The following is a 23,546-nucleotide window of genomic DNA, read 5'->3' as shown; positions in this document are numbered from 1 at the left end:
CCTCTACTTGTTTTGATAAAGAAGAGACTGAGACATAAGTCACAACAAGATAAAGTAACCGAATAATACGAAGCGAAAAATAGAGTCGCTATGTTCTACGTAGTTCGGATATTTCACTGTTAACTAGACGTATGTTACAGCCTCACTTCCAGACATAATTAGTTATTTTCTTTGATAATTGTACTCATTTCATCTAAAATCGCCTGACCACCTTGTTGATTCCATTTTTCTACATAACTATCAAAGTTATCCATTGATTCTTCACCAGTAACAAATTTGATAAAGGTTTCTTCCTCTATCTTCGCTACTTGAGCACCATTTCGTTCATTTGCTTTAATTTTTTCAAAGATAGCAATCGGATGTACTTCATTAAAACTTCCATTTTGTCGAACACCATTCATCACATTATCTACGGCTAGCAAACGGGAAGCGTAAACTGCCCAATCAGTTGGATCTGCTTCTTTCGGATTGTCTAGATAGGATTTGATTTTATTGGCATTATTTCTAACGGTAAAACTATCAATATCCTCAATATTAGTTTCTCCTAAAGCAGCATCCGAGGCTACCACTGCATCATCGATTTCACTTAAGTTTTTAAACATCTCAATATTGACTGGACGAACAGAGCCATCCACAGCTTGCTGCATGTATTGATAAATTTCTGGAAACTCATTTTCAATATCTTTTGAATTAGCTACTTCATCAAAAAGTAAATCAATCATTTCTACAACAAGTTCTGGTTTTTCAAATCCCTTGCGTACAACTACGAAATTGCCAACACCTGGTTTAGCAACACCATTTACTTTGCTATCTTTGTCTTCAATTGCAAAAGGGGTAAATTCTGCCTCTGAATTTGTTGTTCTAGCTTGAACTAAAGCCCAGTCTGGCATATGCCATGGTCCAGGAATAATTCCTAACTCACCATTAACCATCATTGCATTAATGTCATCATATGTTCTTGTCCCAAATTGAGAATCTAATACACCTTCATCAAACCAATTTTTTAAATGAGTTAACCCTTCTTTCATTTCAGACGTGTTCGAACCATAAACTAACTCGCCTTTTTCATTTTCTAAATACGTTTTAGGATACGCATTAAAAGCATTTAAAATAGCCGTAGCAGTATAACCTGAACCACCATGATTATCTGATGTTAGCCAATTGGCAAAGGCAATTCCTTTAGTTTTCCCAGTGCCACCCGCATCTTTTTCCTGAAAAGCTTTAGCTGTTGCTTCTAATTCATCTAAAGTAATAGCTTGGTTCCCATCTTCATCCAACTTGATGTTTAATTTATCTAACCAGTCTTGGCGAACCCATACTAAGTTTGGTCCAAAATCATTTGCTGTTCCAGGTAAAGCCATCAAACGATCATCAATCGTCGCTGCATCGAGTTGAACATTATCAAATGATTGATAAATTTCTTTAATATACTCACTGGCATGTTCTTCATAAATATCAGTCAAATCAGCAATTAGATCGTTATCGGCTAATTCTTCTAATTCATCTCGTCCTACTACCATCATATCGGGAATATCTCCTGAAGCAATTGCCAACGAAACTTGACGATTATAATCATCTCCATTCGCTTCAAAAGAACTTTCTAATTCAACACCTAATTTTTCCTTAACTAAACGACGATAGGCATTATCACTGTAACTATCACCTTGAGGTAATTTTGAATTTGGAGCTGTTTGTTGTCCTACAGTCATAATAATATCCCCATCTTGATTCGTAGGTGCTTCTTCTGCCTTTTCCCCACCACAAGCGGTTAAAACTAGCGGTGTAATTGCTAAAAGTGAAAATAAAGTTTTCTTTTTCCAACTTTTCATTTTTGTATCCCTCCGTTATTTGATAATACAAGTATACGCAATCGTTTTCATCGCATAAATAGCACATTTTCCATTTTTATAAAACAAATTCCATAACATGAAGCGCTTTCAAAAAGAATCTTCATTCTTATTTGTAGGAACAAGCAATTCAGACTATACTTTTAATTGTTCAACTAGTTTTTAGGAGGTTTTCACATGTACCATGTATTAATTGCGGATGATCATTTCGATCAACGTGAACTACTATACTTTCTTTTAGAAAAACATTCAACCCAGTGGATAATTTATGAAGCCATTAATGGCAAAGAAGCACTTGATATTTTTGCTAAGCAACAAATTGATTTATTGATTACCGATGTACAAATGCCTTTTACAACAGGAATCGAACTGGCTGAAACAATTCGGAAAAAACATCAACAATTACCCATATTATTTATTAGTGGCTACGATGACTTTGCTTACGCTAAAAAAGCACTTGATTTACAAGCCGTCAATTATCTTCTAAAACCTATTAATCCAGAAGAATTTTATTTACAGCTAGATAAATTAGTTACGTCTATCAAAAAAACAAAAATTGAAAACACACAACAACAACGGATTAATCAGCAAGATTTATTAATCAAATTATTTAGTGGGATTTCTTTTGAAAAATTAACTGTAGAAGAACAGGCTCTTGCTTTTCCTCTACTTACAAAAACGACGTATCTGCTAACGATCGACAGCAACCATGATGAAGCAGCAAAGTTGGAAAATTTTCTTTATCTCTATGTAGAAGATGCTGTATTGATTCGAACAAGTTTAACACGCTTTGTTTACTTACTCTCCGTTTCTACTTTCCATGAGGCTGTCTTAAAAAAACGCGAGTTGGTACAACAGCTTCAAAAAGACTTAGGAATTGAAGTAACTCTTGAATTATCCCAACGTATTCATAAAGCTTTGGATATTTACCAAGTTTATCAACAGCATAATGAACAAATTACTAAGAAATTCTATCAAATAGATAGTCATCCTACATTAGGATTAGCGTTACCTACCAAAGATATTGTCAAAGAGGAAAATATTTTAAATGAAATAAAAAACACTATCCATCTTCAAGATTTTGAAGCTCTTCAAAATCAAATGGGTCTTTTATTTTCACAGTATGAACAAGCGGCTAGCGAAACACCCAGTATTGTAAAATTTTTCTTTGCTACAGTGTATCGTAATATTGTCGAACTTATAGCAATTTCCCCTATGGAAGTTCGAGCTGGTTTGGAACTAATACTAGAAGCCACCACCTTTGAACAAATACCAAAAGCATTCACAAAATTGCTCCAACTGGCACAAAAACGATTGAATGATTTGAATAAGACGACCAACGAATATGTTCGTGAAACAAAAAACTATATGTGGAATCATTATCAAGAAGACTTAAATTTAGAAATTTTAGCTAACAATGTTCATCTTGCACCTAAATATTTAAGTGATTTGTTCAAGCGAGAAGAAAAAATTGGAATTACGAAATATTTAAATGAACTACGAATGGAAAAAGCAAAAGAGTTACTCATCCATTCTCATCATCGTATTCGTGAGATTAGTCAATTAGTAGGTTTTAACAGTCATTCGTATTTTATTAAAAGTTTTCAAAAATATACTGGAGTAACACCAGAACGCTTTCGAAAAATAAAGGGGAAAATTGAAAATGAAAACTAAATTCAAAGTTTTTTTCCAGAACTTGTCTTTTCAAAGAAAAATTATTGTGATTTCTTTTGCAGCAAGTCTTTTCCCATTACTCTTGCTTACTTTTTTCAGTATAGGAACGATTCAACATTTTATTATTGAACGTGAAAAATCGAATAATCAAGATAATCTGACAGCTACGTATCAACAGATTAATTTGCGATTAACTACTTATGAAGAAGCCATTGCTTTTTTAACAAGTTCTCAATTTTTAATTGATGAATTATCCATTGAAAATCCAAGCAATTTTGAACAATATGACTTATATACCAATACAATTGTCCCTTTATTTCGCAGTATTTATTCACAACAAGATACTATTGCTAATATTACCTTATATACTTCCATTAATTTGTACGATCATGGAAAATATGTCAAAAAAATAGTTCCTGGTGATATTACTTCAAAATTCAAATTAAATAATACGACCAACATTTCTTATTTTTTTGATAATAAACAGAATCAAATTTATTTATACAGTCAACTGTTTTCTGCTAAGAACACGGACACCAATATTATTGTTTTCCAGCTATCACCAGAAGTTATTTTTGATAATCTAGATAATATATCCAACGAACCTTATCTTTTAACAATCACTAATGCAAAAAAAGAAAACTTATTTCAATTCTCTAATGAACAACCTGAACAATTAGGCTTTATTTCTCGTTTGATGCAAACGCTTAACCAATCACAAATTAAAAATCAAAAACAATTAAAAAATGATTGGATAATTACCTTTTCACGACCAATGTACTCTGTTTATAATGGTGTACTTCTGCTAGCTTCTGTGGCATGTTTGATTTTTTTATTTGCGATTATCATGTTGAGTTTATCCATCATTGGTTTATCTAAGACAGTTGTTGCACCTATTCAAAAATTAGCGAATCAAATGAATGATTCACCAGAGAATACTTTGAATCTAAAACCTACCTATCAATCAAATGATGAAATAGGCAAACTCTATCAAAGTTTCTACCAGATGATTCAGCAAATCCAAGAACTTATCAATAGAGTCTATAAATCTGAAATCAAACAACAAAAACACGAGCTACGTGCATTACAAGCTCAAATTAATCCTCATTTTTTCTATAATTCTTTGTCCTTAATTAATAACAAAGCCTTATTGACGGGTAACCAAGAAATTAGTGAGATGGCACAGCTACTTTCTCAATTTTATCGTTTAAGCTTAAATAATGGTAAAAGCCGCTTATCGGTTGCTAAAGAATTAGAATTGACGATTACCTACGCAAAAATCCAATTAAAAATGCACAATCATTCTTTTGATTTAGCAATCGATGTAGACGAAGAAATTAAACAATATGAAATTATTACTTTATTGATTCAACCATTTGTTGAAAATGCCATCTTTCATGGAATTGATCATATTGAAGATGACCGGCGTGGTAAATTGACCATTCGTGGCAAAGTTTTAAATAATCATTTACAATTTGAAATTAGCGACAATGGACGAGGAATGACAGCTGAGCAAACTGCCACTATTTTAACTCACCAAGGAAAACATTATGGGATTCAAAATGTTAAACAACGAATCTCTTTATATTATGGAGTTAAAGAGGCTATTGTTTATACGTCCAAGTTAAATGTTGGAACGACTGTACGTATTATTTTACCTAAGTACACAACATAAAAAAAGGATGAGCGAAGTTTACACTTTGCTCATCCTTTTTTTATTCAGTCATCTTCTTTTGATATTGTAACGGAGATTGTCCAACAGCTTCTTTAAACACGTGATGAAATGTTTTTACACTCGAAAAACCAGCCTGTGCTGCGACTTCTGCCATTGGTAATTTTTCATTTGCCAAGATAAATTTCGCTTGGTTCACCCGATATTCTGTCAAAAATTGGATAAATGTTTGCCCGGTATTTTTCTTAAAGAAACGCGTAAAATAATAGGGACTAAATCCCACAAATTTGGCAACTTCTTCTACCGTAATTGCTTCTTGATAACGCGTTTCAATATAATCAAACACTTGATTCAATCGTTCTAGCGTTTCTTTCCGATGTACAGCAGTCGGCGTAACTTTTACTTGCTCAGCCTTTCGTGGAAGTGATTGATAGAATTCACCAATCAAACGATAAAGACATCCAAGTATCAAATAGTTTTCACCCATCGGCTGTGTCGTTTCCAATTCGTACAATTCCACTAGTAGATTTTTGATTGTCTCACTAAATTCTGACGGCCAATAGCGGCTATGGCGTTCCCCTTGTTCAAATAACGCAATCAGACTCTCTTCATTTTTACGTAAGCTAGATTCGTCAAATAATTTTAAATCAAATTGATACACATAGCGTTCACTATCGGGCGATGCCAGAAAATAATGGGGTTCTCCACTAGCAAAGAAAATCATCTCTCCTTCTTCTAATGCAACTACCGTTTGACCGATACCGATGTTTACCTTTCCTCGGCTAGCATAGATTAACTCAATTTCTTTGTGCCAATGAGGATAAACAATTGTCATCCCATCGTTTAATAAAAAACGATAAGGAAACTGTTGGTTTAGTTCAGGAATTTCTAGATATAAACTCATGCTAGCTCCCTTTAGATCAAATTAATGTCCGTGTAATTCTGCGTTTCTTGCTAAAGCCAAACAACCTAATGTTCCTGCATTATCTTCTAGTGCTGGAGTGACGATATATTTATCTAATTCAGGAGTTTTCACATAGCCGTTTAACAATTTGGTAAATGCTTGGTGAACTTTTTCAACCATGTGGCGTTGCTTCATGACACCGCCTCCAAAAATAATGACATCCGGTGATAACATTAAAGTTGTATTGTAAGCACATTGTGCAATATAATACGCTTCAATTTCCCAGAATGGATCATCCTCTGGAATGTCTTGTCCTTTACGACCATTACGTTTTTCAACGGCTGGTCCTGCTGCCATTCCTTCTAAACAGTTGCCGTGGAATGGGCAGCTGCCTTCAAACTTATCATCTGGATGTGGCACTACTAACATATGGCCCATCTCAGGATGGCTAAAGCCTTCAACAAAGCGACCATCTTGTAAAGCGCCTCCACCAACGCCCGTACCAATTGTATAATAGACGACACTTGATAAACCTTTACCATTACCAAATACATATTCGCCATAAGCCGCTGCATTTACATCTGTTGTCCAAGCCACAGGTAAGTTAAACGCTGCTTTTAATGTACCCACAAAATCATAATTTTGCCATGCTAATTTAGGTGTTGATGTAATGTACCCATATGTTTCAGAATCTTGATGAATATCGATTGGTCCAAATGAGCCTACTCCGATTGCTACCAATTCTTCTTTGTGTTTATTGAAAAATTCGATAACTAACGCCATTGTTTCTTCTGGTACCGTTGTTGGAAAACTGACACGTTCCACAATTTCTAATGCTTCATTCCCGACTGCACAGACAAATTTTGTACCGCCTGCTTCAATTGATCCATATAACATGATTTTACCTACTTCCTTTGTTAGTTGTTTCTCTTTTATTTTAAATAGAAAAGGACTAGAAAGCTAGTCCTTTTCTAAATTTATTCTGTTATTCTTCTTGACGCGCAAGATTTGTAATATAGTCAAAGAATGTATCATGTTCTACATGGTAAACTAACTCGACTGGACGACCTTCACTATGGCGTTCAGTTTTTCCTTGACTGACACCATCCGCAATGACAATTGACGAAACGGTTTCTTTTTTGACCATTTCTTCTTTGCCGAATGTTGCAGCAGTCAATACATCCCATAAGAAATACGTTGAATTGGTTTGGAAATGAACTAACGGTGGAACAATCGCATACGCTTGTCCAAGGAAATCAATACCTTCATCCGCACGGTTTCTTGCCCACATGTCACGAATATCATTAGTTAATGGCACCATATTCGTGCTTTCTAAAGCTACTAAAACAATTTCAATGGTACTCTCCCAAACCACAGCGACCGCTTCAGGATCCCAAAAGGCATTCCATTCAGCCGTTCCATCATGTTCAGGCTCTTCGACGTTTCCTTTTTCTAAAAACGTCCCGCCCATCCAATATAATTTACCAATTTTCTCTTGAATGGTTGGGTCAAGCTCTAATGCCCGCGCTAAATCCGTTAAAGGTCCCACAAAAACTAAATCAATTTTCTCTTCTTGCTCATGCAAAGTATCAATTAAATGTTGATGCGCATACGTATCAGCTAAGGGTGTTTCTACTTTGCCGCTTTCATTTAAAATAGGTAATGCATCAACTGTAAAGGCATGCATGCGCCAATCCTTTGGAAAAGGATTTTTAGGACGAGAATTTGATGATGCAACGGAAAGTTGTTGTCCTTTACCAAATTTATCAATAATTTTACGACTCGCAGAAACAGCTGGTTCTAAATAACAATCGGCTGGAATAACACCGACACCCACTAGTTCTACTTCTTCCATTTGTAACATTAAAAATAAAGTCACTAAATCATCCACGCCACCGTCATGGTTCAAATAAACTTTTCTCATAATTTCTCCTTTTCATTAAAGACGACACAGGCAAATGAGAAATCTTGACCTGTGTCGTATCATTTATTCTATTTTAACGTATCTTTCACAACAATGTCACCTGCAATGATTTGTTCACGAGCTTCTTTTACTGCTGCTTTTGCTTCATCAGAAAGTTGACCATCTGTTATACCAACTCCATTTTCTTCTAAACCGTAAACAATGTGTTCACCACCAGGGAATTCACCGTTGTTTGATTTTTCAGCTAAATCTTTTACTGCTGCTCCAACTTCTTTTAATGTCGAAGTTAACGTAAAGTTATCTTCTTTGCCATCTTTTTTGTAAGCACCTTCTTCAACTTGGTCACGGTCAACACCGATAACCCAAACTTTATCATCACGAGTTTCATTTAATGATTTCGCTTCTTGGAATAAACCATTCCCAGTTGCTCCTGCTGCACCGTAGATAATATCTGCACCTTGGGCATAAATCGCTGAAGCAATCGTACGTCCTTTATCTGGTGCTGAGAAATCACCTGCGTATTGGCTAACCACTTTAATATCTTTATCTAACGCTTTCGCACCATCTTCAACACCTTGTTTGAAACCAGCTTCAAAGGCTTCAATCAATGAAATTTGCATACCACCCAAGAAACCAACTGTATTTGTTTGTGTTGAATACGCTGCTGCTAAACCAGCTAAGTACGCTGATTCATTTGATTTGAATGTAGCAGAAACGGTATTATCTAATCCTTCAACAATTTCATCCACAATAACAAAGTTTACTTCTGGATTAGCTGTTGCTTGTTCTTGAATTGCTGCTTGTAATTTAAAGCCAATCCCGAAAATTGTTTGATATCCAGCAGTTAACGCTTGATCAATGTTTGGAATAAAATCAGATTCACCTGATGATTGGAAATATTGGTAACCATTGGCCCCTTGTTCCACGCCATTTTCTTCACCCCAAGCAACCATGCCTTCCCAAGCAGATTGGTTAAATGAACGGTCATCTACCCCATTACCATCTGTAATTAAGGCTACTGGTGACACTTCTGATGAACTAGCTTTGCTAGAAGAACTGCTACTTGAATCTGAGCTATCTGTTCCTCCAGTTCCGCAACCACTTAATACAGCAACGATTCCTGCTGTTGCTAAAGCTAATTTCATCAATTTTGTTTTTTTCATTTTGTGTATTCCCTCCGAATAAAGTCATCTGTATTTTCCGTAATTATAGATAAAAACGAATGTAATTAGAATTTAAACCTTCGTTTAATCTATAAAACACGTACATTCATATCTAAGCACTCGTTTATTATACACGTTAATTATTCATTGTAAATACTTTTTTTACAAAAAAACGAAAGAAAATGATTAAAAAAATAAAAACATTCCTATCAGTAAACAAGATTCGAATATTAATTATATAAAAACTCTTACAAAAGAGTAAAACACGAACAAAAAAAGAGTGTAGCTAAAACTACACTCTACGAACTACTAGCACTACTTGCTGCACTTTCGTCTGCTTTGACACAATCGATAGCGATTACTAATGAAATGATGACTTGTTCCATTGACTCATCTAAAATCGTTACTTCATATGTGTCGCCCCACGTAAACCATTTTTTATTAATATCAGCAATTTTTTTACCGTGGGCACGTACATCAAAGTCCATATCCCACCAGTTCCCTTCAACACTTATCCCTTGAGAATCAATCGAATATTTGGGTTTAAAAAAGGTGAATTCCTTTGTAATGGTAATCATTTCTTCACCATCAACTTCGACAAAAAATTTCGGAAGTAAAGAAAAGATTTTTTTCGTAATCACGCCAATCTCATGATGATTTTCATCTAAAATTTTGAATTCTTTTGGAATTTTAAAGAAACTACCTTCTACAGAATAGCGTGGCTGTTGATTTTCATCCGTGATTGTAAATTTTTCACCAATGCTAAAAACTTTTTGTTTAATATAGAGTTTTTTCATACGTCACTCTCCTATCTTGTTTTAACTTCTTTGACATCACCTGTATTAATAACCGGTTGAGTGCCACGATCGGTAATGATGGAGACAAGTAAATTATTAATTAGTTGTACTTTGCGATCATCTGTAAAATTAATTTCTTGGCCTTCTTCAATTTGTTCCAATGCCATTTGTGTCATCGTCACTGCTCCTTCGACAATTGTTTGTCGTGCTGCTAAAATGGCCTTGGCTTGTTGACGCTGTAACATCGCGCTAGCAATTTCAGTTGAATAGGCTAAGTGATTCAGACGTGTTTCGATTACTTCAACACCAGCCACTGCTAAACGTTCTTGCAACTCTTTCGCTAGTTCATCAGAAACTAACCCTGTATTTCCTCGTAACGTAACATCATCATCACTAAATGAATCATATGGATATTGGGTCGCAATATGGCGAATAGCTGTTTCACTTTGAATTTCAACAAAGTTTTGATAATAATCAACATCGAATAAGGCCTTAGCAGTGTCAACTACTTTAAATACAACGACTGCTGAAATTTCTATAGGATTTCCATCATTATCATTTACTTTTAACAAAGAACTATTAAAATTACGAACTTTTAATGAGACATTAATTTTTTGTGTCAATGGTGTCGTGATAAACAAACCATTTGATTTAATTGTTCCTAAATATTTCCCAAAAAATAAAATCGCTTTGGCTTGGTTAGGACTAACAATCGTCAATGAACTAATAAATAAGATAGAAATAATCCATAGAACAATACTAACTACAATCTGGAAAACACTGTCTGTGGTTACACCCATATAAAACACATAAATTCCTGCCAGCATTAAACCAATTAAAACAAACAAACCCAAATAGCCATTTACATGAAATGTATTCTTTTCTTTCATTACATAACCTCCCTTTCTTCTATAGTATCGCATAACTTTTAAAAAAGAAAATCAGGCGTTAGAAGGATTTAAAAAGATGGTCATCGACTTTTTCAAGGCTACGACCATCTTTTTTATTATCGGTAGGACATTTCTTCTACATGCAATACCCTGTTATCAATTAATGACTGGTACCAATGAGCAGATTTCTTCAATGAACGCTGACGATTACGTTGTAGATCAATCCGAACTAACCCATAACGATTTTTAAACGCATTCATTGGGGATACGCAATCGGTAAAAGCCCATAACATGTACCCTTCACAGTTGGCTCCCTCTGCAACAGCTTTTAATAAATAGTGTAAATGATCCCTAATAAAATCAATTCGATAATCATCTTGTACTGTCCCGTCTGCGTTTAGGTAATGTTCCTCATTCTCAGAGCCCATACCATTTTCCGTGATTAACCAAGGAATATCTCCATAATTAGCTTTAAGATACATCGCTAAATCATACATAATTTGAGGATAGATTTCCCACCCTCTGGAATGATTCATTTTTCTGCCTGGCAACTCAAAAGAATCAAAATAAGCTTCTGGATGAAATGGTGTATTTGGATTCCATTGATATTTCGGTGCTTGTACACGTTTAGGATAATATTGATTAATGCCTAAAAAATCAACGGGATTGGTTTTAATAATTTGCAACTCCTCTTCGGTTGGATCAAAATAAATCGCATGTTGTTTGCATAAATCAATTAATTTTTGGGGAAATTCTCCTTTAATCATAGGATCAAAAAATACTCGATTATAAAATAAATCATACATTTCTTTTGCCTGGCAATCTTCAGGTGATGTTGAGCGAGCATAAACCATCTCTGGATTTAATACACACCCAATGCGTCCTTCATATTGATTTTCATGGAAAATCTTAATCGCTTTCGCACTTGCTAAGACTTTATGATAATTCCATAGCATCCATTTTTTAGTATTTTGTTCATGTGGCCAACGAATGGCATCTAGATAGCAACGTGTTTGAATAACAATTGGTTCATTGAACGTAAACCATTGTTTCACGCGATTACCATATCGTTCAAATGCAATCCGCGCATACTCTGTGTACAGTTCAACTACTTTTTTTGAAGACCAACCATCGTATTTTTCCAGTAAATAGGCAGGCAACTCATAATGTTCCAAACAAAGCATGGGTTCAACATTTGCTTCGATTAAGGCATCAATAACGTTATCAATATGTTGTGCATATTCTTCATCCACAATTAACTGTTCATAATCTGTAAAAAAACGAGCCCAATTAATCGATGTACGATAATGTGTCAAATGAATTTCTTTCATCAGTTGAATATCGTCTTGATACCTTTCCATAAAATTAGTTGCAACCGCTGGGCCATACCCTTCATGCCAAACAAAAAATTCTTCTTGATACCACTTATCTAAAAAGGAGTCTTGTCCTGCTTTTTTGCCCTGCCATCCTTCTGTCTGCCAAGCTGATGAAGCGGCACCTAATATAAAATCTTTGGGAATTTGTATCTCTAACATAGTTCTCCTCCTCTAAAGTGTTTCATTTTTTGTCCGATTGGTAGTGAACACGAATGGTAAATAAATTAAAATCGAAAGAATAATACAAAAAGCTTGCGTAATCACAGCACCAATATCCCCAGCTGTTGCTAGATAAGCATTGATTAATGGTGGCGTTGGCCAGGGAACCATCACTACGGCTTTTGCAGCAAAACCAATCGAAGTCGCAATATAACCAATTGTTCCGGTAATCAGTGGTGTTAGAATAAAAGGAATTGCCAATATTGGGTTTAACATAATTGGCATACCAAAAATGACTGGTTCATTGATATTGAAAATACCTGGCGCTAACGATAATTTAGTAATTTGTTTCATATCTTCACGTTTTCCAGCAATTAAAACAGCAACCAACAACCCAATCGTGACTCCTGAACCACCCATGCTCATATACATGTCCCAAAAAGGCATCGTAATGATATTCGGTATCTCTTTTCCTGCTTCAAAAGCTTCGGTATTTACCGCAATAGCAGCTAACAAAAGTGGCTCTCTAACTGGTTTGACCATTTGATTGCCATGAATTCCAATGACCCAAAAAATTTGAGCAATAAACATTAATAATAAAATTCCTGGTAAACCTTGGACAATCCCTTCTAATGGTCGTTGAACGATATTGTAAATTATGTCATAAGCATACATTCCAGTCACAGCTTTCACAATAAAACCAGCTGTTGCAATCGTTACTACCGTTAGAACAGTTGGAAATAATGCAGAAAAACTTGATGCAACGTTCGTCGGTACCGTATCAGGCATTTTTAACTGCAGCTTCTCTTGTCTGCCCAACCAACAATATAATTCGACTGAAACAATCGCAATAAACATTCCCAAGAAAAGTCCTTTAGTATCCGTATATTGTTTAGCCAAAACATTTTCAGCCACCACCGAAATATCTTCATTCACTACCGTAAAAACTGTTGGATTCACTGATAAATAAGACATCACTGCAACAATCCCAGAAAATACACCGTCCACTTTATTTAGTTTCGCTAGCTCAATACCAATTAAAAATACCGCATAAATGGTCAAAAAACTTAACGTCACATAACTCACTGCCGATGAAATAGGTTTTAACTCTGCTAAAAAACTCAAAGTGCTAATTTTGGCTAAGCCATTTTCTGAATCAAAAATCATTGCAGAAAACAAAGTTCCAAACGCACCTGTAATAATTACTGGAATTAATGCTGCAAAAGCATTTTTAATAACAATAATGTAACGTAAACTATTAATTTTTGCGGCGATATTTCCCAAAACACTTGCAAATTTTTCCATTAAAATTTCCTCCTAATCCCTTTAAAAACCTCTAAGTAACCGATTACAAAGTAAATTTAACGTATCTTTCCAAATATGTAAACGCCATAAAGCGACTATGTAAATAAATACATTTACATAGTCGCTAAAATAGTTTATTCTAGCTTGAAAAGAGGTGATTCTGTGGCAAAATATCATGAGATTGCAGCTGATATTCGTTCAAAAATAACAAATGGGCTGTACAAAAAGCAAGAAAAATTACCCAAACAAACTGAGTTAGCCGACTATTATCACACTAGCCGCGTCACGATTCAAAAAGCTTTAGATTTACTGCATCTCGAAGGACTCATCTATGGTCGTAAAGGCATAGGCACCTTTGTTACTGGACCTTTGTCTATTTTTGATTACAATGCACAAACCCACCGTGGTCTCACCAAACGTCTCGGTGAATTGGGCGAAGTAACGAGCCAGATTATCTCGTTTGGGGTGTTATTTCCTGATGAAGTGGAGCAAAAAAAATTAAAAATCAAGAAAAACGAACCCATTTATGATATTGTCCGTTTACGCTTATTAGACAATGAACCTCTTTCGTTAGAATATACAATCATGCCTGTTCAACTGATTCCAGGTATAGATGAAGATATTTTAAAATCCTCCATCTATCGTTATATTAACGAAAGCTTAAACCTAGAAATCGGGACATCCATTCGTCGCATTAAAGCCGACAAAGCCGATATCTATGATCAAAACTACCTCAATTGTGACGTACATGATCCTGTGTTAGAAGTCGAACAAACGGTTTATTTAAAAAATGGTATTCCTTTTGAAATTTCTCACGCACGTCATCGCTATGACAAAGGCGATTTCACCGTTATTTCTGATTAAAAAACCATCGGACTTTCTTTTAAAAAGAAAGCCCGATGATTTTTATTCTTTTCATCTCTTTTGCATCCAATAAATCAATAAAAATGAACCTAGAAAGAAAACAGGTAAAATACTGATTGAACCAGTATGAATTGTACTAATACAAAAGGTTAAAATACTTACAATTACATAATAACCTAAACTTAAAAATGCCCCCGCTGTCCCAGCAACATCTGTAAAATTTACTAATGCTAAACTTAAACAGTTCGGCAAGGCAATTCCAACCCCTGTTAATACTGAAAAAATCCCAACCAGATATAGAAGCAAAAGAAGGTTAAATGACACTGGCAGCAACGATACTACTAATAATCCTAAACTACCAATCAGGGCTATTTTTGTTCCTAAAAGAATAATTGTTTCAGGTAATAATCGCTCTAAGGTCTGCTTCGAAATAAATGAACCTAGAACAGTAGCTAATGCCACCACAATTCCAATGAAACCATATTGAGCTTGGGTGAATCCAAATTTTTCAATAAAAATAGAAGGTGCTTCTGAATGGTAGCCAAATAATACGCCGTTCAATACACCAATCAATACACAAAATGTCCACGTATACTTGTCAACAATCATTCTTTGACCAATTTGGCAGATTTTTTGATAATTCAAATGATTTTTTTTGCTCGATGATGTTTCAGGCAATTTTTTCAGGCTCCAGATTAATAAAAAGGTGCCCAAACCAACTAATGCTAAAAAGACCATTTTGTATCCAAAATATTGTCCTAAAAAACCACCAATTAATGGACCTATAGCAGGAGTAAAAGCTAATGCTGCAGAAATTTGTGCAAATAAAGTATGCCGTTGTTTTCCTTGATAGTTATCGCGCAAGATTGTTTGGGTAGTTACAGAACCAGTACTAGCACCAAAAGCCTGTATGACACGCCCAACAAATAACAAAATAATATCTGTTGACCAGTAACAGAGCAGGCAACCAATGGTGTAGATAAATAATCCTCCATTCATCGCCACTCTCCGACCAAAATAATCTGAAGTAATCCCCCAAAAGAAAACGCCAAATGCAAATGCTAAAAAGTAAATACTTAATGTCATTTGTGACACATTTATTGACACTTGATATCCTTTAGCAATTTCTGTTAAAGAAGGGGTGAAAATAGTTTCACTAATTTGTGGAAAGCCGACTAGGCAAACTAATAACGCTAAACTAATTTTATTTGACTCGATGTTTTTTTCCATAATTCGCTCCTAAAAGTTTACTTATCTAAGAAAAAAACATCCTTTACAGGGAAATGGTGGAATCATGATTTTTATACGATGATAAAAATTCATAGCCTCACCCCTTTCTAAAAGAAAAAAGCACAATTCCTAAGAATCATGCTTCAATGATTATGCAGTTGCTTCTGGAGCAATTGCATATAGACGAGCTTCACGTTCTTCTGGTGAAATATTGTGTGCAACGACATAACGATTATTTTCGTTTGCTGCACATTCATAACAACAGCCACCTAAATGTTTTGCTTCGTTTTCTTCGGAAGTCAAGATTTGACGGTTACATTCGGGATTTGCACAGTTGATGTAACGTTCGCAAGGAGTTCCATCAAACCAGTCCTTACCAATTACATTTTTATCGACATGGTTGACTTCAACACTGATACGATCATCAAAGACATACATTTTGCCATCCCATAATTCGCCCTGAACTTCAGGGTCTTTTCCGTACATGGCAATACCGCCATGTAATTGGGCAACATCTTCCACACCTTCACGTAATAACCAACCAGAGAATTTTTCACAGCGGATACCACCTGTACAATACGTAACCACTTTTTTATCCATAAATTTCTCTTTATTATCACGAATCCATTGTGGTAATTCACGGAAACTACGAATATCTGGACGAACAGCCCCACGGAAGTGACCTAAATCGAACTCATAATCGTTACGTGCATCTAAGACTATCGTGTCTTCATCCAGTAGCGCTTCTTTAAATTCTTTTGGATCCAAATATTTACCTGTTAATTCATGTGGATTGATATCATCTTCTAAGTTTAAAGCAACTAATTCTTTACGAGGACGAACAAACATTTTTCTAAACGCATGTCCTTCTGCTTCGTCAATTTTGAACCAAGTATCTTTAAAACGTTCATCAGCGTGCATGTGTTCCATATACGCCTCTGTTGCTTCAATTGTTCCTGAAACAGTTCCATTGATTCCTTCTTCAGCAACTAAAATGCGACCTTTTAGCCCGATTGATTTACAAAATGCTAAGTGTTTTTTTGCAAATACTTCAGGATCTTCAATTGTTGTGTAATTATAATATAGTAATACGCGGTAATCCATTTTTCTCATTACTCCTCCTTCAAGTCATACATTATTTATTATATGAAATATTCTCACAAAAAACGATTTTTTTGCTTGTTAATTTATATACAATATTATAAATTTTTAGCTTGTATTCACCTAAAATCATCCTCGCACAGTTTCGTTAATGATTGCTATTCACACTCACGATTAATTAACTGTATTCGTTTTTTAACTTTACACAACTGATTTTGGTTTTGACCACGCCATTCAATAGTTATAGTTAAACATAATCCCTTACCCACCGTTCAAAAAATACCTATTTCCATAATCAGAAAAAAATAGGTATAATGTAAGGGAATTCAATTAGGAGGTCAATGATGGAATTAGAAGAAACTCTACAAAGAATGCATAGCGGGCAACTTTATTATAGTAGTGATTCCACTTTAGGTGTGGAGCAAGGTCTTTATCTCGAAAAATTATTCCACTACAATCAACTACCGCCATCTAAAGGTGCACAAAAGCAAGCCTTACTAAAAGATATGTTTGCCGAAATCGGTGATGACTGTTACATTGAAACACCTTTTCATGCAAATTGGGGTGGAAAACATGTGTATTTTGGGCATCATGTTTACGCTAATTTTAATTTGACATTAGTCGATGATTGCTCGATTCACGTTGGTAACTATGTCATGTTTGCACCTAATGTCACTATCGCAACGGGTACGCATCCGATTCATCCTGAGTTGCGTCAAAAGCAAGCCCAATATAATTTGCCTGTCACAATTGAAGACAACGTTTGGATTGGTGCAGGAAGTGTCATTTTACCTGGCGTAACAATAGGTAAAAATTCAGTAATTGGCGCAGGAAGTATTGTCACCAAGAATATTCCTGCAAATGTTGTCGCAGTTGGTAATCCTTGTCGCATTTTACGTGAAATTAATGAACATGACTTACAGTATTATCATAAAGATAAAAAAATTGACATTTAAAAAAGTCGCTCTTTTTAGAGTGACTTTTTTGCACGTATAAAAAAATCTGTGACTTGAGACATGGTTTCTCCACGAACTAAATGACGCTCTTCCGCAGAAATAAATTGAATCGTATTATCTTGATACGTCTCAACAAACTCTTCTACTTGCGTGTAAGGAATTTTTTCATCTTCTTTCCCATGCCAAAAGAATAAAGGTCGTTTGGATAATGAAGGATATGCGGTCATTAAATCATACGCTTCAATCCAACTAGTCAAGGCTTCATAATCTTCTGGCAATGACAATCCTCTTTTTTTAACATTTATTTGCAATAGCTCGCGATACCCAAGATAAGTTGGTGAGCCCATGACACATGCAGCAGCCGAAATTTCTGGATGTTGCGTCAACAAGCCACATGTGGTCATGCCTCCCATTGAAACACCACCAACACCAATAAAGTCATCAACTAATTCCATTTGCTTGAAAAAATCAATAATCAATGAAAATTCAAACAAATTTGTTTGAATACTTTGCCAAAAAGTCAATGACGGAATGGTAGATACTGGATTTTTGCGTTCCCCATGATTAGCAGCATCAGGTAACACCACACGAAAGCCGGCTTGTGCTAATTTCCTTCCTTGTGTTAAAACTAATTCTTTTTGTGTTTGCCAGCCATGATAGTAGATAATCAATGGTCTTTTTTCGTATAATGCCGTTTGTTCAACAACTTCCAATAATGGAATGGTGCCAATTAAACGACGTCTTACTTCAATCTTCATTCTCTCACCTCTTACTAATTATAAGTGAAAAAGATTTTTTTTACGAAAAGCATGCTTAACTACTACGTAACCGAATTGATTTGATTTCTGAATGAGTAAGAAACGCTTCTAATAACTCTTCTCTTGCAAAATCAATCGGTACTTCTAAGAGATAGCTATCTTTATAAATCACTGGTTGGTCACACTGAATCGTCACCGTATAATCTTTAATTGAGATATTTTGTTTGGCAAATATTTCTCGAATAAGCTGCTGCGTTTCGAGAGAATACTGATAACTTATTTCTAAGCGTCTAATTTCTGGTGTACGAATCATTCGGTTTAAAACACTTAAAACTAACAAAATCACTGTAGCACCTAATAAGCCAACTCGATAAAAACCCATGCCAATCGCCAATCCTAAACCTGCTACTGCCCATAACGATGCGGCAGTAGTTAAGCCTTGAACAGATTGTTTAGTCACAATAATCGTTCCTGCTCCTAAAAAACCAATACCACTGACAACTTGAGCAATTAAACGTGCTTCATCTGAACGAACCACCCCTTGAAACTCAGGATATTCTTTCGCAAAGTCTAAAGCCGTTGCTGAAATATGCTCTTGGATCATCGCAATAATTGTGGCACCAATGCAAACTAAAAGATGTGTACGGATACCTGCTGGACGATTTTTAACTTCACGATCAAAACCAATCAATCCTGATACTATAACTGCCAAACCCATGCGTAGCAACATTTCTGTCGTTGTCATTGCTTCACCTCTTTCTTTTCATCTTATCATGAAAGAGCTACCAAAAAATACCGAGATAACGCTCACTGTGGGCAAAAATAGTGTCGAGGTAATGCCAACAACTGTGCTTTTATTTCTTCAAAGGGCCGATCCAAATCCAGTGCCATAATCCATAAATGCTTACCATTCATAACATATTCATGATTAGGTTGCGTGAATGCTTTGGTTTTTGCATATAAAAGCATTCCACCTACTGTTTCATCCTTTTTTAGCGAATAGTTCATCACATAGCTGTACAATTGGTACAAATTATCTGATTGATGTTTCAATGTATGACTGCGATAACTTGCCACCATATTTTCAGCATAAAATTTTGTGTCGATAATTAAAGTTTGTTGCTTTTCTTTTAGAACCACATCTGTTTTCATCAAGGGTAAATCTTCCGAATAGCCATCATCTACATTCCAGCGAATATGCGGACTGGACACCTGATAGGTTGTTTCTTTCTTATAAAAAGCACGCACAAATTGTTCATATAACGAAGACAATTGTTGTTCATCAGTCAGCTGTGACTGACGATATTTGTCTTCTTCTGAAAGCAAACGCTCCTCAAATAAATAACGACAAATCGTCAAAATAAATTGATATCGTTGATTTCGAGGCGTCATTGCTATATTTTGCCATAAACGACTATCAAGAACAATCTCCGAAACTTGCGAAAAATAAGGTAAAAAACCATACAACACTTGTTTTTGATGACGTTTGACATGTTCGTTTTGTAATAAAGTAAGAACTGTTGCTTTGATAATCTGGTTTGCTAGAATATCTTCTGAAAATTCATCATAAGCAACAATTAACTTCTTATTAATCAACGCGTTTTTTTTAATCGAACGACTAATGTCAATTTTGCCACGTAATACTTGCGATTGTTCTTGCAAGGGCATATAATCTCGCAGCAAACCACCTCGTAACAATACTGGAATACCAACAATTAAAATGGCTGTATATAACTCAGTAACATCATCGAATTCTTCAGTACTTAACTCTTGGTATTCCGTAAATTGCAATGCCTGATACGCATACGCCAACATATAATAAATATTGCGAATTGGAATGTTATTCTTCATAACTATTCCTCAACTCCAGTGCCCATTGCTCGGCTTTTTCTTCATTGTCAAACCAGTATTCAAATAATTGAGGAATAATCTCAAATTCAACCACTTCTTTCACTCGTTCGCGAGCAATGGTTTCGGACGCTTTCCAAACAAAATAACTATGCCCAATACGAAACCCTTTCCCTAACTCTTTTTCGATTTCTTGATTTAATTCTTGGACTTTAGCAATCACTCGTAACGTACTTTCTGGATGATCCAAATCTTGAACCATCTTGCGGAACAACGGATGGTCAAATGCTGGTTCAATTTCAATAAACGAAAACCGACGACGTAAGGCATAATCCAATAAAGCTAAACTTCGATCGGCGGTGTTCATCATCCCAATGACATATAAATTTTCTGGCACAGTAAATTTTTCATTAGAATACAAGAGATTGATTTGCTTCCCACGTTTGTCTGCTTCAACCAGCATTAACAGCTCGCCAAAAATTTTACTTAAATTTCCTCGATTGATTTCATCAATAATAAAAAAATAATCCCGTTCTGGATCACGCATCGCTTTTCGCGCAAACTTAACAAACGGTCCTTGCTTCAACTCAAATCCCTCACCATCTGCTTTTGGACGAAACCCTTCGATAAAGTCTTCATAGCTATAACTTTGATGAAATTGAACCATTTGAACTCGAGACGCATCTTTTTCTTCCATCGTGGCGTAAGCTAGGCGATCGGCTATAAAGGTTTTTCCGACACCTGGTGCTCCTTTTAAAATAATGTTTTTCTTATTTCGTAAAACTGAAAGCATGATCGTTACTTGTTGTTCCGTTAAATAGACTTCTTCTAGAAACTTCGACAGAGGATAGATTTCATTTTCTTCCACCACGGGTTGCGATTCCAAATAACGAATATAATAATCAAGTGAACTACCTGCAACTCCTTTATAGCGGTAATTATTATCAGAAAGTACCGATTCTTTTAATTCGCGCAAAATTTCCGCATCAATTTCGCCAAAAACAGGTGTTTGAAATGTCTTTTCAATATTTTTTAGTGCATAAATTTTTGACAAAATAGTCTTATCATTTAAAACAATCCCATTTTCATCGACTTGTTTTGCTAACCATAATTTGAATTCACGTTCCACCATACTACTTTCATCAAATTCTTCCTCATTAATCGTTTTTTCAATACTGAAGACTAAATCAGGATAAGCCGACAAGGACGTCAATGTTTTTTGAGCCAAAGCTTGACGAATATTCCACTCACCTGTTTGAATCCAATCTACTTTACGACGATGTTTGTATTCTTGTTTCGTGTCATCAAAATAATAATTATCAATGACTACACCTTTTCCCAGAATTTTTTTAATGCCTGCTTTGACGTAGATGGTGTCATTAATCTGGATGTTATGGTAAAAATCCCAAACAGCTTTCGAGTCATTAAACGGACGCTTGCCATCATCACGTTGTGCGGCAATCGCTTGTTCAATTTCCATTCGAGAATCGTATTGATTCAAATCACCTAAATAATCCCAACCTAAACCAATCGTGCCATCTGAAATAAATTCGTACCATAGCCGAGCATTTTCGCCAGGTGAAATGACCCAATAATTAGACGAGCCATCAACTTCCCCTTCTTGCGCAGCAATTTTCTTTTCACGTTTAGGATAGATGAGTGTTTGGTGCTCATCGTAATATAGGAATTTCAAATACGAACGTAAAATTGAACCTAAATTAGCAATTCCACCAAAATTATCGGGACGACTACGTTCACCTTTTTCATGCGTATATTTAGCATACGCTTTGTTCCACTGTAAATTTTTAGCAACAAATTCTTTGGGATAATGTTTCGTTATCCCTTCTAACACGATAGCTATATCTGCTTGGGTTTCTCCCGTAAGCTCACCATAAATTCGCGCAAATTCTTCATATGTTTGATAGGCAAAAAAGTTATCTTGATAACCATGCGCAAGTTCAAACATCTCTAAATAAATCCCCATTTTTTCTAGATAAGGTGCATACCACATCCCCGTTTTTTCGCCTAAATTCTCTGTGACCCATTCTGAATAGTTTTCTTTTTGCCCATCTACCGTTACCATTCCACTCCTCCTAATCGTTTTCTTTTATTGTATCATAGGTAATTTCGAGTAAAAAAGAAAAGAGAACATATGTGTCCTCTTTTCTAAAGTTATTAATTTTTCTTCAAATAAATGGATTGGCTGCCCATTTTTTCGTAAATCTCTTTCATTTCGCCCATCTTAATTTCTTTTTCTTCTTCTCCTAAAGGATCATTGATATACACACGGTATTGATCCATGCCGACAATGACCACTGCATGAATATATTTGGGCATATTCATCCTACCTGCTTCTGTCGACCATTGTTGATAATCGCCGTTTCTAGGTACTTTCAAATCTTTGCTGGCAGTAATCCAAACAGGGCGATTTCTTTGAACTTGTTCCAATAATTCTTCAAATGGCATTTGATCGCTCATCACTACTTGATAACTATCACCTACTACTTCTTGTGCAACTTTAGCAATTGGCTCTGCTAAAACACCTAAAGCCTGCCCTTTTTCCAAATCACCTACAAAACCTTTTGTTGGATCGCCATGCAGTCCATCTTTTTCATAAGGTTCAATAGGTAGTTTGTCAGCAAGTTCATTTTTACTTGTACCTAATCGATAATAATTTAATAGCATCGATAAAGCTGTGATGCCACCACCATTTTCTAATGCAGGTTTGTCTAATTGATTTTCAAATGGAACATCAAAGCGAATTGTTTTAATAAACTTACGCGACCCTTCATTTTCTACTGGTGCATCGCGTGAAGTAATCGTAATTTGGTCATCTTTGTTATACGTAGCTTCTTCATTGTATTCTTTGCTAGGTTCTTCAATCTGCTCTTCTGTCGAGCTAAGGGTTGTTTCTGAATTTATTGTTTCTTCAGTGGGTGTTGGTTCTTCTTTTATGAAAAAATAATACGCACCAAAACAACCAGCAGCTAGAATAATTAATGCTATTAACATCCGTAATGCCTTACTCATCTTTTTCCTCCTTGATAAGAAAACAAGACTGAGCGACGGCACGCCACA

General features: G+C 35.4%; 20 protein-coding genes. 4 read left to right on the top strand and 16 right to left on the bottom strand.

The annotated features are described in order from the left end of the window. Positions 1 to 158: 158 nt before the first annotated feature. Entirely contained in the window at positions 159 to 1,829 is a 1,671-nt protein-coding gene (locus DOK78_RS04835; RefSeq protein ID WP_207942403.1) for an extracellular solute-binding protein, read from the bottom strand. Between the two features lie 195 nt (positions 1,830 to 2,024). Between DOK78_RS04835 and DOK78_RS04830 the strand changes: the two genes are divergently transcribed. Next, on the top strand, positions 2,025 to 3,521 hold the full coding sequence (locus DOK78_RS04830; protein ID WP_207942404.1) for a response regulator: 1,497 nt from the start codon (positions 2,025 to 2,027) through the stop codon (positions 3,519 to 3,521). Continuing rightward, positions 3,511 to 5,196: a sensor histidine kinase gene (locus tag DOK78_RS04825; RefSeq protein WP_207942405.1), complete on the top strand. Its 1,686-nt coding sequence runs from the start codon at positions 3,511 to 3,513 to the stop codon at positions 5,194 to 5,196. The genes DOK78_RS04830 and DOK78_RS04825 overlap by 11 nt, the downstream gene beginning before the upstream one ends. A gap of 40 nt (positions 5,197 to 5,236) precedes the next feature. On the opposite strand, the gene DOK78_RS04820 is transcribed toward DOK78_RS04825, so the two are convergent. The 8 genes from DOK78_RS04820 to DOK78_RS04785 all read right to left on the bottom strand — a co-directional run bounded on the left by DOK78_RS04820 (position 5,237) and on the right by DOK78_RS04785 (position 13,711). Then, positions 5,237 to 6,097 (bottom strand): AraC family transcriptional regulator, encoded by an 861-nt coding sequence (locus tag DOK78_RS04820; protein WP_207942406.1) that lies wholly within the window; start codon positions 6,095 to 6,097, stop codon positions 5,237 to 5,239. 21 nt (positions 6,098 to 6,118) lie between these two features. Beyond that, a complete protein-coding gene (gene scrK / locus DOK78_RS04815; RefSeq protein ID WP_207942407.1) occupies positions 6,119 to 6,994 on the bottom strand; it encodes a fructokinase ScrK in 876 nt (291 codons plus the stop codon). Positions 6,995 to 7,082: 88 nt separating this feature from the next. Further along, positions 7,083 to 8,024 (bottom strand): nucleoside hydrolase, encoded by a 942-nt coding sequence (locus tag DOK78_RS04810; RefSeq protein WP_207942553.1) that lies wholly within the window; start codon positions 8,022 to 8,024, stop codon positions 7,083 to 7,085. A gap of 65 nt (positions 8,025 to 8,089) precedes the next feature. Beyond that, complete coding sequence (locus DOK78_RS04805; RefSeq protein WP_207942408.1) at positions 8,090 to 9,184, bottom strand: BMP family lipoprotein; 1,095 nt, start codon at positions 9,182 to 9,184, stop codon at positions 8,090 to 8,092. Positions 9,185 to 9,483: 299 nt separating this feature from the next. Further along, on the bottom strand, positions 9,484 to 9,981 hold the full coding sequence (locus DOK78_RS04800) for an LURP-one-related/scramblase family protein (protein WP_207942409.1): 498 nt from the start codon (positions 9,979 to 9,981) through the stop codon (positions 9,484 to 9,486). Between the two features lie 11 nt (positions 9,982 to 9,992). Further along, positions 9,993 to 10,871 (bottom strand): SPFH domain-containing protein, encoded by an 879-nt coding sequence (locus DOK78_RS04795; RefSeq protein ID WP_207942410.1) that lies wholly within the window; start codon positions 10,869 to 10,871, stop codon positions 9,993 to 9,995. A 116-nt stretch (positions 10,872 to 10,987) separates the two neighbouring features. Beyond that, positions 10,988 to 12,406: a glycoside hydrolase family 1 protein gene (locus tag DOK78_RS04790; RefSeq protein ID WP_207942411.1), complete on the bottom strand. Its 1,419-nt coding sequence runs from the start codon at positions 12,404 to 12,406 to the stop codon at positions 10,988 to 10,990. Between the two features lie 12 nt (positions 12,407 to 12,418). After that, entirely contained in the window at positions 12,419 to 13,711 is a 1,293-nt protein-coding gene (locus tag DOK78_RS04785; protein ID WP_207942412.1) for a PTS sugar transporter subunit IIC, read from the bottom strand. Between the two features lie 162 nt (positions 13,712 to 13,873). Here DOK78_RS04785 and DOK78_RS04780 point away from each other — a divergent pair, with 162 nt between their 5' ends. Further along, the gene (locus tag DOK78_RS04780; RefSeq protein WP_207942413.1) at positions 13,874 to 14,575 is read left to right on the top strand and encodes a UTRA domain-containing protein; all 702 of its coding nucleotides are present in this window, start codon (positions 13,874 to 13,876) and stop codon (positions 14,573 to 14,575) included. A gap of 51 nt (positions 14,576 to 14,626) precedes the next feature. Here DOK78_RS04780 and DOK78_RS04775 read toward each other — a convergent pair whose 3' ends face one another. Next, entirely contained in the window at positions 14,627 to 15,805 is a 1,179-nt protein-coding gene (locus DOK78_RS04775) for a multidrug effflux MFS transporter (protein WP_207942414.1), read from the bottom strand. A gap of 150 nt (positions 15,806 to 15,955) precedes the next feature. Next, a complete protein-coding gene (locus DOK78_RS04770; protein WP_207942554.1) occupies positions 15,956 to 16,909 on the bottom strand; it encodes a rhodanese-related sulfurtransferase in 954 nt (317 codons plus the stop codon). Positions 16,910 to 17,250: 341 nt separating this feature from the next. On the opposite strand from DOK78_RS04770, the gene DOK78_RS04765 reads away from it, so the two are divergent. After that, on the top strand, positions 17,251 to 17,862 hold the full coding sequence (locus DOK78_RS04765; RefSeq protein WP_207942415.1) for a sugar O-acetyltransferase: 612 nt from the start codon (positions 17,251 to 17,253) through the stop codon (positions 17,860 to 17,862). Between the two features lie 14 nt (positions 17,863 to 17,876). Here the strand turns inward: DOK78_RS04765 and DOK78_RS04760 are convergent, their stop codons facing one another. The 5 genes from DOK78_RS04760 to DOK78_RS04740 all read right to left on the bottom strand — a co-directional run bounded on the left by DOK78_RS04760 (position 17,877) and on the right by DOK78_RS04740 (position 23,498). Continuing rightward, positions 17,877 to 18,620, bottom strand: coding sequence for an alpha/beta fold hydrolase (locus DOK78_RS04760; protein WP_207942416.1), 744 nt, complete (start codon positions 18,618 to 18,620; stop codon positions 17,877 to 17,879). A gap of 55 nt (positions 18,621 to 18,675) precedes the next feature. Then, positions 18,676 to 19,365 (bottom strand): MgtC/SapB family protein, encoded by a 690-nt coding sequence (locus tag DOK78_RS04755; protein WP_207942417.1) that lies wholly within the window; start codon positions 19,363 to 19,365, stop codon positions 18,676 to 18,678. A 62-nt stretch (positions 19,366 to 19,427) separates the two neighbouring features. Further along, the gene (locus tag DOK78_RS04750) at positions 19,428 to 20,471 is read right to left on the bottom strand and encodes a 5-methylcytosine restriction system specificity protein McrC (RefSeq protein ID WP_207942418.1); all 1,044 of its coding nucleotides are present in this window, start codon (positions 20,469 to 20,471) and stop codon (positions 19,428 to 19,430) included. Beyond that, a complete protein-coding gene (locus tag DOK78_RS04745; protein WP_243430746.1) occupies positions 20,461 to 22,551 on the bottom strand; it encodes an AAA family ATPase in 2,091 nt (696 codons plus the stop codon). Before DOK78_RS04745 ends, DOK78_RS04750 begins: the two co-directional genes overlap by 11 nt. Positions 22,552 to 22,643: 92 nt before the next feature. After that, a complete protein-coding gene (locus tag DOK78_RS04740) occupies positions 22,644 to 23,498 on the bottom strand; it encodes a C39 family peptidase (protein WP_243430748.1) in 855 nt (284 codons plus the stop codon). Positions 23,499 to 23,546: the final 48 nt, after the last annotated feature.

The sequence above is a fragment of the Enterococcus sp. DIV2402 genome (genome assembly GCF_017426705.2).
Taxonomy (GTDB): Bacteria; Bacillota; Bacilli; order Lactobacillales; family Enterococcaceae; genus Enterococcus_F; species Enterococcus_F lowellii.
The sequence above is the reverse complement of the archived record's forward strand: the minus strand, read 5'-3'. Positions and strand labels throughout refer to the sequence as shown.

Bases quoted from the DNA above. Each gene is read 5' to 3' on its own strand.
- DOK78_RS04835 (WP_207942403.1), bottom strand. From the start codon at position 1,829: ATGAAAAGTTGGAAAAAGAAAACTTTATTTTCACTTTTAGCAATTACA.
- DOK78_RS04830 (WP_207942404.1), top strand. From the start codon at position 2,025: ATGTACCATGTATTAATTGCGGATGATCATTTCGATCAACGTGAACTA.
- DOK78_RS04825 (WP_207942405.1), top strand. From the start codon at position 3,511: ATGAAAACTAAATTCAAAGTTTTTTTCCAGAACTTGTCTTTTCAAAGA.
- DOK78_RS04820 (WP_207942406.1), bottom strand. From the start codon at position 6,097: ATGAGTTTATATCTAGAAATTCCTGAACTAAACCAACAGTTTCCTTAT.
- scrK (WP_207942407.1), bottom strand. From the start codon at position 6,994: ATGTTATATGGATCAATTGAAGCAGGCGGTACAAAATTTGTCTGTGCA.
- DOK78_RS04805 (WP_207942408.1), bottom strand. From the start codon at position 9,184: ATGAAAAAAACAAAATTGATGAAATTAGCTTTAGCAACAGCAGGAATC.
- DOK78_RS04800 (WP_207942409.1), bottom strand. From the start codon at position 9,981: ATGAAAAAACTCTATATTAAACAAAAAGTTTTTAGCATTGGTGAAAAA.
- DOK78_RS04795 (WP_207942410.1), bottom strand. From the start codon at position 10,871: ATGAAAGAAAAGAATACATTTCATGTAAATGGCTATTTGGGTTTGTTT.
- DOK78_RS04790 (WP_207942411.1), bottom strand. From the start codon at position 12,406: ATGTTAGAGATACAAATTCCCAAAGATTTTATATTAGGTGCCGCTTCA.
- DOK78_RS04785 (WP_207942412.1), bottom strand. From the start codon at position 13,711: ATGGAAAAATTTGCAAGTGTTTTGGGAAATATCGCCGCAAAAATTAAT.
- DOK78_RS04775 (WP_207942414.1), bottom strand. From the start codon at position 15,805: ATGGAAAAAAACATCGAGTCAAATAAAATTAGTTTAGCGTTATTAGTT.
- DOK78_RS04770 (WP_207942554.1), bottom strand. From the start codon at position 16,909: ATGGATTACCGCGTATTACTATATTATAATTACACAACAATTGAAGAT.
- DOK78_RS04765 (WP_207942415.1), top strand. From the start codon at position 17,251: ATGGAATTAGAAGAAACTCTACAAAGAATGCATAGCGGGCAACTTTAT.
- DOK78_RS04760 (WP_207942416.1), bottom strand. From the start codon at position 18,620: ATGAAGATTGAAGTAAGACGTCGTTTAATTGGCACCATTCCATTATTG.
- DOK78_RS04755 (WP_207942417.1), bottom strand. From the start codon at position 19,365: ATGACAACGACAGAAATGTTGCTACGCATGGGTTTGGCAGTTATAGTA.
- DOK78_RS04750 (WP_207942418.1), bottom strand. From the start codon at position 20,471: ATGAAGAATAACATTCCAATTCGCAATATTTATTATATGTTGGCGTAT.
- DOK78_RS04745 (WP_243430746.1), bottom strand. From the start codon at position 22,551: ATGGTAACGGTAGATGGGCAAAAAGAAAACTATTCAGAATGGGTCACA.
- DOK78_RS04740 (WP_243430748.1), bottom strand. From the start codon at position 23,498: ATGAGTAAGGCATTACGGATGTTAATAGCATTAATTATTCTAGCTGCT.